The following is a 10,734-nucleotide window of genomic DNA, read 5'->3' as shown; positions in this document are numbered from 1 at the left end:
ACCGCAACGCCGTCCCCAACGACCCCCGACCCCCCATGGTCACCAGCGGCCTGCGCATCGGCACCCCCGCCCTGGCCACCCGCGGCTTCGGCACCGAAGAATTCACCGAAGTCGCCGACATCATCGCCCACGCACTCCAACCCACCCTCACCCCCGACACCACCACCCAACTCCGCAACCGCGTCGAAACACTCGCGAAAAAACACCCGCTGTACCCGAACCTGTGATGATCCGGTGAGGGGAACCCCCTGACCAGATCCACAATTGCGCCGGACGCCGCATTCCCCCTCGATTCAGGTGGGAATGCGGCGTCCGTGTTTTCGCCGCAGCGGCCGACTTTGTCCCGTGCAACAATTCCTCGGGCCGTAGCAGCAGGTCAGCGGATCATGACCGGGCCACAACAGCACATTGGCGACATTTCACCCAAGAATCGAGATCGAGTCACGCCCACCCTGCCGAGACGGTCTCACTCGGGCGTGGCACAGTACCGGTCCACAACGAGTCCTTCTTCTCTCCGCAGGAGCACGGCGATGAGCGAACCCGTCCCCGAGGAATACCGCAAAGAACTGAGCAACCGGCACATCAACATGATCGCCATCGGCGGGGCGATCGGTGTGGGCCTGTTCCTCGGGTCCGGCAAGGCCCTGAACCAGGTCGGCCCCGGCCTGATGCTGATCTACGCCATCGCCGGTTTGATGATCTTCTTCGTGATGCGCGCCCTCGGCGAACTGCTGATGTACCGCCCCGTCAGCGGCTCCTTCGCGGAGTACGCGGGCGAATTCATCGGCCCCTGGGCCAAGTTCGCCACCGGCTGGGGCTACTGGCTCGTGTGGATCGTGACCGGCATGGCCGAGATCACCGCCGTCGGCGAGTACTTCCAGTTCTGGTTCCCCGAACTGCCGCAGTGGATCCCGGCGCTCGGCGCGCTGATCGTGCTCAGCGGCGTCAACCTGATCGCGGTGAAGCTGTTCGGCGAGTTCGAGTTCTGGTTCGCGCTGATCAAGGTCGTCGCCATCGTGTCGATGATCGCCATCGTGGTGCTCATCCTGATCTTCGGGTTCAGCGACGCCGGTGACACCGCCGCCGTGAGCAACATCTGGTCGCACGGCGGCTTCTTCCCCAACGGTCCCACCTCGGCGCTGCTGGCGTTCCAGATCGTCATGTTCGCGTTCATCGGCGTGGAGATGGTCGGGCAGACCGCCAGCGAGAGCAAGAACCCGCAGCAAGTGCTGCCGAAGGCCATCAACGCCGTCATGTGGCGAATCCTGATCTTCTACGTCGGCGCCCTGGCCGCGCTGACCGCGCTGGCGCCGTGGACCAGCTTCAACGCCGACGGCAGCCCGTTCGTGCAGGCCTTCGCCCTGATCGGCATCCCCGCCGCGGCCGGGATCATCAACTTCGTGGTGATCACCGCCGCGCTGTCGTCCTGCAACAGCGGCATCTTCTCCACCGGCCGCATGCTGCGCACCCTGTCCGAGGACGGACACGCCCCGAACGCCGTCGGCAAGCTCTCCTCCCGCGCGGTGCCCTCCCGCGCCATCGCCGTCACCTTCGGCGCGATGCTGCTCGGCGTGCTGCTCAACTACGTGGCACCGGAAGAGGCGTTCACCTACATCACCAGCGCCAGCACCATCGGAGCCCTGTTCACCTGGGGCATGATCGTGATCGCGCACCTCGGATTCCGCCGCAAGGTCGCGCGCGGCGAGATCCAGGCGAACACGTTCCGGATGCCGTGGGCGCCGTACTCCAACTACGTGGTGCTCGCGTTCCTCGCGATGGTCGTGGTGCTGCTGGCGTTCGACTCCGACACGATCATCGCGCTCTACATCACCCCGGTGCTCGTGATCGCGCTCGGCATCGGCTACGTCGTCTCCCGGCGGCGTTCGGCCCAACGGGAGACCGCGCGCACCTGATCCCCGCGGAAACCGTGAATTTCCCGCAGCACGGGCGGACCTGGTGCGGGAGACGTGCGAAAACCGGATCTCGGGCGAACGCCCGAGCCCGGTTGCGCCGAGTGCCGGGTTCTGTCCGCCCGCCGACCGGGGCAAGATCGTCGGCATGCACCCGGCCTCCCGCGTGCTGGTGATCAGCCGGAGCACGCAGCAAGAACGCAGCATCCAGCGGGACGGCCTGCTCGTCGTGCTCACCCAGATCGCCAACGCGGTGGCCTGCGCCGCGGCGGCGGCGCTCTGGTGGTCGTGGACGGACGGGGCGTCCCGCTGGTTCGTGCTGATCCCCGTGATCGCCGCCGCCTACAGCTGCTACGTCGCCCGCGCGCAGCTGCGCTGGCGGCGCATCCACCGGAACATGCTGAACCTGCAACTGGCGCTGACCGACCTCGGCGTCACCTACGCCTCCGCCGCGGGCACCTACTCGGCGCCCTGGTCGGCGGTGCGGCAAGTGCGGTTGCGCAGCCACCGGGCCGGTTCGCCGTACCTGGTGATCGACGTGGAGGGCTGGGGCGGGCCGCTCGGCGAATGCCCCGGCGCCGACCGGCTCGCGCTCACCCTCACCGGCACCGGTCTCCGGCCCCGCGAGGTGAGCCGGGCAGTGCACCAACTCAGCAGCGGCCAGGTGACCACCCGGAACTGAACAGCCCGTCCTTGAGCGGCTTTGATCTTGTCTTCCCAGGTGAGCGGCGTTCGCGGTCGCTGTCGTGTCAGCGGCGAAGCCGCTGAGGTTCCGCCACCTGACCCGCTGCTCAAGCCAAGTTCAAAGCATCTGGTCAGGCGCGTTCGAGTTCTACCACTGGGATGGACCGGTCGGTGTTGCGCTGGTATTCGGCGAACTGGGGGGCCACGGCGACCTGCCTGGCGTAGACCTCGTCGCGTTCCTCGCCGGTGAGCACCCGTGCGACGACGTCGACGGTCTCCGTTCCGGTCTCCACCCGCGTCCGCGGATTCGCCACCAAGTTGTGGTACCAGGCGGGGTTCTCGGCGGAGCCGCCCTTCCTGGCGAAGATGAAGATCCGATCGCCCTCCACCAGCGGGACCAGCGGCGAGATCCGCTCGGTGCCCGACTTGGCGCCCACGTGGTGCACCAGCACCAGCGGGAAGCCGTCGAACGCGCCGCCGACCCGCCCGCCCCGCTCGCGGAACTCGGCGATGACCTTCCGGTTCATCTCGTCGAAGTCGATCGATTCGCTCACTGGTCGCTCCTCCCTCGCGGGAACACCGGCTCCGGCGCCGCCCGCCCCCGACACGTCGTCGAACCCAGCGTATGCCGCGAGCGACGATCCCGACGATGCTCAGCAGGCGCACATCGATGTCCGCCCGTCGCACGGGAGGGCGCCCGGCGCACCGAACGGTCGCCGTACCGGAGGGCCGCGTCGGCGCGGTGGATATCGTTGCCGGCATGGACCTGCTCGCCGACGTGCTCTCCCGGACCGGGGTCCGCGGCAGCCTGGGAGCGCGGATCGCCGCCGGGCAGGACTGGGGCCTGACATGGGGCGGCGGCACCGCCGCCGGCTTCTACGCGATCACCGCGGGCGACGCGTGGCTCGGGCTCCCCGGCCACGCCCCGCGGCAGCTGGTGCCCGGCGACGTCGTGCTGCTGCCCACCGGAACCGAGCACACCCTCGGCAGCTCACCCGGAGCCGCGATCGACCGCCGCGACTGCGCCGACGCCGAACGAGCCCAAGCCGCAGGTGAAGTGCTACACCTCGGCGGCGGCGCGCCCCGCACGCACATCCTCGGCGCCTCCTTCTCCTCCGACGCCGCCGCATCCACCCAGGTCCTCGCCGCGCTGCCGGAGATCGTCCACGTGCACGCCGAGCACGGCAGCGAACTGGAGGACACGATCCGGCTGCTCTCGCGCGAACTGGCCCGGCCCCGGATCGCCACGGCCGTCGTGCTCGACCGGCTCGTCGACGTCCTGCTCATCCAGCTGCTGCGGAGCTGGCTCGACGACAACCCCGGGCAGGTCGCGGGCACCTGGCTCGGCGTGCTCTGCGACCCGGTCGTGCGGGAGGCGATGACCGCGCTGCACCAGGACCCGGCGCACCCGTGGACGACCGAAGGCCTCGCCGCCCAGGTCGCGGTCTCCCGCGCCACGCTCACCCGGAGGTTCCTGCTCACGGCGGGGGAAGCGCCGGGCGGCTACCTCACGCGGTGGCGGATGGACCTCGCCGCGACCCGGCTGCGGGACACCGACGACACCCTCGACGCGATCGCACGCTCCGTCGGCTACACCTCGGTGCACGCGTTCAGCCGCGCTTTCAGCCGCACCCGCGGTCGCGCGCCCGGCCGGTACCGGATCGACAGCCGCGCCGCCCCAGCGCGCTGAGCGGGGGTTCAGGCCGCCCGCTCGGTCTCCACCGACTCCGGCTCCACGACCGGCTCGACCTCGTCCTGGTCCTGCGCGGTCTTGCGGGAACGCCGCCACAACCACACGCCGATGCCGATGAGCACCAGCGCTCCCAGCACGATGCCGCCCGCGCGGCCGAGCACGTGCTCGATGTACTTCGCGGACGTGCCCGCCGCCCAGCCGATACCGACGTGCAGCATCGACCAGGTCGTCGCGCCGACGATCGACGTCACCAGGAAGCGCCAGTAGCCGAGCCCGCTGGTGCCCGCCGAGACCGGCACCAGCGTGCGCACCACCGGCAGGAAACGGGCGACGAAGACCGCCCCGATGCCGTACTTGCGCAACATCCGGCACGCCCGATCCCAATGCCGGACGCCGAGCTTCGCCACCATTCGTGTTTCCCGGACTCGCGCGCCATAACGTCGTCCCAGGAAAAAGCCGATGTTGTCACCGATGACCGCACACAAGGCCACGGTCAGTGACAATCCAAAGAAAAAGCCGATATCGGTCACCGCCGCCGAAGCGACGAGCAGACCGCTCTCGCCCGGCACCAGGAAACCCAGGCCGATCGTGCACTCGCCGAGCACAAGAGCACCGGTGACCAGGATCAGCAGCGGGCGAGGAAGCCCGGCGACCATGGCCAGGAAATCGCTGACGAAGGACACGTGGAACTCCCCAGTTCACCTGTGTGTACGGGATGGTCGACCAACGGATGCCACGTTAGCTCCCACGACCCTACGGCAACCCCGGCATGACCCCCGCCACCCCCTGAGCCCACCCCGGCGCCGAATCGGGAAATCCCCCATTCCACGATCTTTGCCGCACAGCACCGCTTTCCACGGTTATCCGCGCATATCCGGCAATGCGATCAGGGTCAGCAGGACTTCGTCCAAGAACACTCCAGATCCGATTCCCCGCCGACTTCCGCGGTGTTCTGCCTGGGCACGGCCGGAATGCCGCTCGGCCGTTCGCCGGGGCCCGAGTACTCCGCCAGGCGCACCGCGATCGCGTCCTCCAGATCGTTCGGCGAATCGCCCAGGAAATCGTTGAACATCACCGCGAACACCAGCGGACGCCCGTTCGCGGCCGTGACGTACCCGGACAACGTGGTGACCCCGCTGATCGAGCCCGTCTTCGCGTGCACGTTGCCCGCCGCGGCCGTTCCCGCCATCCGGTTGCGCAGCGTGCCGCCGACGAAGCGGTCCGGTTGCGCCGCCACCGGCAGCGCCGCGTGGAAATCGGCGAACCACGGCCGCTGCCGCACGGCGTCCAGCAGCAGCGCCAGCCTGCCCGGCGACACGGCGTCCATCGACGACAACCCGGAGCCGTCGACGAGCCGCAACGCGGCCGGATCCACGCCGAGCCCCGCGAGCCGTTCGGTCAGCACCTCGATGCCCGCCGGCCAGGAACCCTCATCGCGGGCCTGCCTGCCCATGGCCTTCGTCAGCACCTCCGCGTGGCCGTTGTTGCTCAGCTTCAGGAACGGCACCAGCAGCTCCCGCAGCGGCATCGACTCGTGCTCCGCGATCGTGCGCGCACCCGCGGGAACCGTCCCCTCGGCGGTGCCCGCGACGTGGACGCCGTGGGCGCGCAACGCGCGGGCGAACACGTCCGCCGCGTAGGCGCTGGGGTCGCGCACGGAGGTGAACTCCTCCGCCGGTTCGGCGTCGGCGGGCACCGAACCGGACACGATCACCCGGTCACCGCCGTGCTCCCTGGTCACCGACAAGGTCGACTCCGAACCCGGCTCGCCCGTGGTGGCCCGCACGTCGAGCCGCACCGCATCCGTCGCGGGCTCCGGGTCGACCCGCACCGGCGCACCCGCCGCGGTGGGCGAGACGCGCAGCAGGACGTTGCCCGCGTCGAAGTCCTCGTTCGGCGCGACCGTCAGCGCCGAGACCGGGGCCGCGTAGTAGTACGGCTCGTCGTCCCAGGCCCAGCCGGTGCCCAGGGGCACGTCGTCGAACCAGGTGTCGTCGGTGAGCAACCTGCCCTGCACCACGCGCACCCCGGACGCCGCGACCTGCTCGGCCAGCCGGTCGTAGTCGGCGGCGAGCATCGTCGGGTCACCGGTGCCGCGCAGGTACAGGTCGCCGAGCAGCAACGGCCCGGCCGAGGGCGCCGCGGCGCGCACCTCCGTCCGGAACCGGTGGTCCGGGCCGAGCTCCTCCAGGGCCGCCGCGGCGGTGAACAGCTTCGCCGTCGAGGCCGGGGTGGCCCGCGCCTCCGGCTGCCTGCTGTAGAGCACCTCGTCGGTCTCCGGATCCCGCACCACGACACCCGCGTGGGAACCGGCCAGCCGAGGATCGGCGAGGATCTCGTCCAGGTCGACGCGCAGCGCGTCGGAGCCGGTCGGGGCCGCCACGACCGGCGCGGACGCCACGGGGCCCGCGACGACGCCGAGCAGGATCAGGGCGAAGACCGGTACCCAGCGACGCATCGCGCCCCCTCGTGGCGGGAAGGAATCGTCCGAGCGGGTGGGTGCGCCGCCCGTGTCGGGGGGTCCTTTCGGAATGACCTTCGTAGGTGGTCGCTCAGCGAAAACCCGCCGGTGGCCGGCCTGCTCAAGCTGGTCGCTGCTCAGCGGCTTCGCCGCTGACAAGAAACCCGATCAAAAGATCATTCTGCAAGGACTTCCTGGGCGAAACCTAGACAACCTCTCGTGCCCGGTCAACGATCGAACGGTCAGCGGCCCGCGCTCCCGGCGCCGCGGTCCGCGAGCACCGCCGCGCCCGCGCCCTCGGCGTCGAAGTCCCGCATCACCGAGTGCATGCGGTGCAGGAAGCGGTGGATCACGACGATCTCCGCCGGGTCGAACTCCGTCAGCACCTCCCGGCCGCGGTCGGCCAGCGCGCCGAAGTACTCCGCCGCCACCGAGCGCGCCGAGTCCGTCGGCCGCAGCTGCACTTGGCGGCGATCGGCGCTCTCCCTGCTGCGCTGCACGTGCCGCTTGGCTTCGAGCCGGTCGACGATCGCCGTGATCGCGCCCGAGGTGAGCACCAGGTCCTGGCGCAGCGCTCGCGGCGTCGCGGGCGCGCCCCGCCGGTCCGCGTCCATGATCAGGATCAGGGCGCGCATGTCCGTCGGGTGCATGCCGTGCCTGGCCGCGAAGGCCTGCGAGATCCGCTCGCCCTCGATGCCCTGCTCGCGCAAGAGCTCCAACACCTGCTGCTCGATCGGTGCCTCCACCGGCCGCCTCCCCTGGCTTCGCGAAACCGGGATCATAACAACGACGACTATCTCAACGATTGACATTCTTGGCAACCGTCATTATCTTGGCCGCAGAGACATCCATCCGCGGGACGACGACGCCGTGCCCGCTCCGATCACCGCACCTCCGCGACCACCGAGACGAGGTGAAACCCGTGCCCGACGAGACCGGACGGCACCGCGCGCAGCACTGCGCGATCGTCGGCGGCGGGCCGGGCGGCATGGTGCTCGCGTACCTGCTCGCCCGCGCCGGTGTGCGGGTGACGCTGCTCGAATCGCGGCCGGACTTCCGGCGGGACTTCCGCGGCGACTCGCTGCACCCGTACACGCTGGAACTGATGCAGCGGCTCGGGCTTGCCGAACGGCTGCTGCGGATCGAGCACGCGCGGGCCACCACCTTCCGGTTCCACACCACCTCCGGGACCGTCACGACCGCCGAGTACGGCGGCCTGCGCGGCCCGTTCCCCTACGTCGCGCTGATGCCGCAGGCCCGGTTCCTGGACTTCCTGGCGGCCGAGGCCGCGGCGCTACCCGGATTCCGGTTGCTGCTCGGGGCGAAGGTGACCGGAGTGGTCGACGACGGCGACCGGATCACCGGCGTGCGCTACCGGGACGACGACGGCGAGCACCGGCTGGACGTCGACCTCGTCGTGGGCGCCGACGGGAGGTTCTCCCGGATGCGGCGCCTGCTCGACCTCCCCACCCGGTCGCTGGGGGCGAGCTCGGACATCCTGTGGTTCCGCCTGCCCCGGCGGCCCCACGACCCGCCGACGGCCGACGCGGACCTCTACTTCGGGCCGGGGCACTACGTCTCCACCCTCGGGCAGGAGGACGGCTGGCAGGTCGGCTACACCGTGCCGAAGGGCGGCTACCCGGCGGCGAAACGCGCCGGGGTCGGGCCGATCCGCGACTTCCTCGCCGCACGGGTCCCGTGGCTGGCCGACCGGGTCGACCAGCTGGCCGGCTTCGACCAGATCACCCTGCTGTCCGTGGAGATCTCCCGCGTCGAGCGGTGGCACCGCCCCGGCGCGCTGCTCATCGGCGACGCCGCGCACGTGATCTCACCGGTGGGCGGCAACGGGATTCTGATGGCGATCCAGGACGCCGTCACCGCCGCCAACGTGCTGATCCCCGCGCTCCGGCAGGACGACCCTCCCGGTGAGGACGTGCTCGCCGAGGTGCGGCGGCTCCGCGAACCCGCCGTCGAACAGGTGCAGCGGCAGCAGGTCCGCACCGAGCACCGGGTGGCCGCCGTCCTCGCCGGCGACGGCGACTTCCGGCCGAACCCGCTGCTGCGCGCGGCGCTGCGGCTGCGGTCGGTGCGGCGCCGAGCCGCTCGCGCCAACGCCTACGGCCCCTTCCCGCCCGCGCTCGACACGACCCTGCTGGACCCGAACCCCGACCCGGCCGGTGGGCCGACGCGAAGGAGCCGATGACCATGCTCGTGACCGTGCTGGGAGCCACCGGGAAGACCGGCGCGCTGATCGTGGCGGAACTGCTCGCGCGCGGGCTGCCGGTCCGCGGGGTGGTGCGCAGGCCGGAGGCCACGGACGTCGTGCGGTCGCAGGGCGCCGAACCGGTGCTGGCGGATCTGCGGTCGGCGACGGAACCGCTGGCCGACGCGCTCGCCGGCTCGGACGTCGTGATCAACGCGGCCGCCGCGAGCGACCCGCAACCCGGCCTGGCCGAAGCGGTGGACCGCGACGGAGCGATCAACGCCGTCAACGCCGCGCGGAAGGCCGACGTGCCTCGGTTCCTCCAGGTGTCGTCGCTGTTCGCGGACCGCCCCGATCAGGGCCCGGAATTCCTGCACCGGGTGCTGCGCGCCAAGGAGGTCTCGGACCGGGCGCTGGCCGACTCCGACCTGTCGTGGACGATCGTGCGCCCCGGCGGCCTCACCGACGATCCCGGTACCGGCCTGGTCCGGATCGCCGACCGGCTCGACATCGCGCCGGGAGTCCCGCGCACCATCCCCCGCGCCGACGTCGCGGCGGTCACCGTCGCCGCCATCGACGCACCGTCCAGCCGGTGCCGCGCCTTCGACCTCACCAGCGGGGACACCTCGATCCTCACGGCGCTGAGCGGCGCATGACCACCGCGCGCCGCTGAAACGAGCAGCACGCCCGGCGGGGCGCACCGGCCGTTCCGCCGGGGGTCGGCGCGGAACCCCGCCGCACGCGAAACGGGGCTCCCCGGCAACCGCCGGAGAGCCCCGTCGTTCATCGTGATCAGTCCAGGACGCGCAGCAGGCCTTCCTGCACGACGGTCGCCACCAACCGCCCGTCCTGCGAGAAGAACCGCCCCGTCGCCAGCCCACGAGCACCGGACGCGCTCGGCGAGGCGCAGTCGTAGAGCAGCCACTCGTCGGCGCGGAACGGGCGGTGGAACCACATGGCGTGATCCAGGCTCGCCCCGGAGACCTTGTCCAGCATCCAGTACACGCCGTGGCGCACCAGCACCGAATCCAGCAGCGTCAGGTCGGAGGCGAACGCCGCCATGCACACGTGCAGCAGCTTGTCGTCCGGCAGCCCGCCGTCGGCCCGCATCCAGACCTGGCTGCGCGCCTCCCGCTCGGAGTCGTCCTTGCGCACCCACGGCGGGTCGGTGACGTAGCGGACGTCGATCGGGCGGGGCTGGTACGGCGTGCCGCCCAGCTCCCCCAGCAGGCTGCCGACCTGCTCACCGTACGTCGGCAGCGACTCCGGGTCGGGCACGTCGGGCATGGTCTCGGCGTGGTCGATGCCGTCCTCGACCAGCTGGAACGACGCCGACAGCGAGAAGATCGGCTTGCCGTGCTGCACCGCCACGACCCGGCGGGTCGTGAACGACCGGCCATCCCGGGTGCGATCCACCTCGTAGACGATCGGGACGCTCGGGTCACCGGGCCGGATGAAGTAGGCGTGCAGCGAATGCACCGGCCGGTCCTCCGGCACGGTGCGCCCGGCGGCGACGAGCGCCTGCCCGGCGACCTGGCCGCCGAAGACGCGCACCGGTGATTCGGCGGGGCTGACCCCGCGGAAGATGTTCTCCTCGATCCGTTCCAGATCGAGCAGGGCGATCAGCCGGTCCAGCACGGGCTGGCCGTGCGGCACACCGTTGACGTCCAACGGGACCGAGCTGTCGATGTGCAGGCCTGCCGGGTCGGCGGCAGCCGCTCGTGCCGCTTCGGTCACTTCTGCTCCTCGGGCGAATCGGGGTGGATCACCGGGCGGGAACGAC

General features: G+C 70.9%; 10 protein-coding genes and 1 pseudogene. 6 read left to right on the top strand and 5 right to left on the bottom strand.

Annotated features, from left to right (window positions below):
* The 3 genes and pseudogenes from ACWD38_RS24325 to ACWD38_RS24315 form a co-directional block, all read left to right on the top strand.
* Window positions 1–227 (top strand): annotated as a pseudogene (locus ACWD38_RS24325) (serine hydroxymethyltransferase); the annotation flags it as partial.
* Window positions 228–530: 303 nt separating this feature from the next.
* Complete coding sequence (locus ACWD38_RS24320; RefSeq protein WP_450124974.1) at window positions 531–1,913, top strand: amino acid permease; 1,383 nt, start codon at window positions 531–533, stop codon at window positions 1,911–1,913.
* A gap of 145 nt (window positions 1,914–2,058) precedes the next feature.
* Window positions 2,059–2,592, top strand: a complete 534-nt coding sequence (locus tag ACWD38_RS24315) for a PH domain-containing protein (RefSeq protein ID WP_450124973.1) — start codon at window positions 2,059–2,061, stop codon at window positions 2,590–2,592.
* Window positions 2,593–2,725: 133 nt separating this feature from the next.
* Here the strand turns inward: ACWD38_RS24315 and ACWD38_RS24310 are convergent, their stop codons facing one another.
* Window positions 2,726–3,148, bottom strand: a complete 423-nt coding sequence (locus tag ACWD38_RS24310) for a nitroreductase family deazaflavin-dependent oxidoreductase (protein WP_450124972.1) — start codon at window positions 3,146–3,148, stop codon at window positions 2,726–2,728.
* 206 nt (window positions 3,149–3,354) lie between these two features.
* On the opposite strand from ACWD38_RS24310, the gene ACWD38_RS24305 reads away from it, so the two are divergent.
* Entirely contained in the window at window positions 3,355–4,284 is a 930-nt protein-coding gene (locus ACWD38_RS24305) for an AraC family transcriptional regulator (protein ID WP_450124971.1), read from the top strand.
* 8 nt (window positions 4,285–4,292) lie between these two features.
* On the opposite strand, the gene ACWD38_RS24300 is transcribed toward ACWD38_RS24305, so the two are convergent.
* From ACWD38_RS24300 to ACWD38_RS24290, 3 genes are all read right to left on the bottom strand, one after another.
* On the bottom strand, window positions 4,293–4,970 hold the full coding sequence (locus tag ACWD38_RS24300) for a VTT domain-containing protein (RefSeq protein WP_184481199.1): 678 nt from the start codon (window positions 4,968–4,970) through the stop codon (window positions 4,293–4,295).
* A 209-nt stretch (window positions 4,971–5,179) separates the two neighbouring features.
* Complete coding sequence (gene dacB / locus ACWD38_RS24295) at window positions 5,180–6,745, bottom strand: D-alanyl-D-alanine carboxypeptidase/D-alanyl-D-alanine endopeptidase (protein ID WP_184481201.1); 1,566 nt, start codon at window positions 6,743–6,745, stop codon at window positions 5,180–5,182.
* A 245-nt stretch (window positions 6,746–6,990) separates the two neighbouring features.
* The gene (locus ACWD38_RS24290; protein WP_450124970.1) at window positions 6,991–7,494 is read right to left on the bottom strand and encodes a MarR family winged helix-turn-helix transcriptional regulator; all 504 of its coding nucleotides are present in this window, start codon (window positions 7,492–7,494) and stop codon (window positions 6,991–6,993) included.
* 176 nt (window positions 7,495–7,670) lie between these two features.
* Between ACWD38_RS24290 and ACWD38_RS24285 the strand changes: the two genes are divergently transcribed.
* Both ACWD38_RS24285 and ACWD38_RS24280 read left to right on the top strand, forming a co-directional pair.
* Window positions 7,671–8,951 (top strand): FAD-dependent oxidoreductase, encoded by a 1,281-nt coding sequence (locus tag ACWD38_RS24285; protein WP_450124969.1) that lies wholly within the window; start codon window positions 7,671–7,673, stop codon window positions 8,949–8,951.
* Window positions 8,948–9,607 carry an SDR family oxidoreductase gene (locus ACWD38_RS24280; protein WP_450124968.1) on the top strand — a complete coding sequence of 220 codons (660 nt, stop codon included), beginning with the start codon at window positions 8,948–8,950 and terminating at the stop codon, window positions 9,605–9,607. The genes ACWD38_RS24285 and ACWD38_RS24280 overlap by 4 nt, the downstream gene beginning before the upstream one ends.
* A gap of 136 nt (window positions 9,608–9,743) precedes the next feature.
* Here ACWD38_RS24280 and tesB read toward each other — a convergent pair whose 3' ends face one another.
* On the bottom strand, window positions 9,744–10,688 hold the full coding sequence (gene tesB, locus ACWD38_RS24275) for an acyl-CoA thioesterase II (protein ID WP_184481207.1): 945 nt from the start codon (window positions 10,686–10,688) through the stop codon (window positions 9,744–9,746).
* Window positions 10,689–10,734: the final 46 nt, after the last annotated feature.

It is taken from the genome of Saccharopolyspora sp. NPDC002578, assembly GCF_053592695.1.
This window is presented reverse-complemented; position numbering and strand designations above follow the sequence as displayed.

Coding starts and splice junctions, on each gene's coding strand:
- ACWD38_RS24320 (WP_450124974.1), top strand. CDS start 531: ATGAGCGAACCCGTCCCCGAGGAATACCGCAAAGAACTGAGCAACCGG.
- ACWD38_RS24315 (WP_450124973.1), top strand. CDS start 2,059: ATGCACCCGGCCTCCCGCGTGCTGGTGATCAGCCGGAGCACGCAGCAA.
- ACWD38_RS24305 (WP_450124971.1), top strand. CDS start 3,355: ATGGACCTGCTCGCCGACGTGCTCTCCCGGACCGGGGTCCGCGGCAGC.
- dacB (WP_184481201.1), bottom strand. CDS start 6,745: ATGCGTCGCTGGGTACCGGTCTTCGCCCTGATCCTGCTCGGCGTCGTC.
- ACWD38_RS24280 (WP_450124968.1), top strand. CDS start 8,948: ATGACCATGCTCGTGACCGTGCTGGGAGCCACCGGGAAGACCGGCGCG.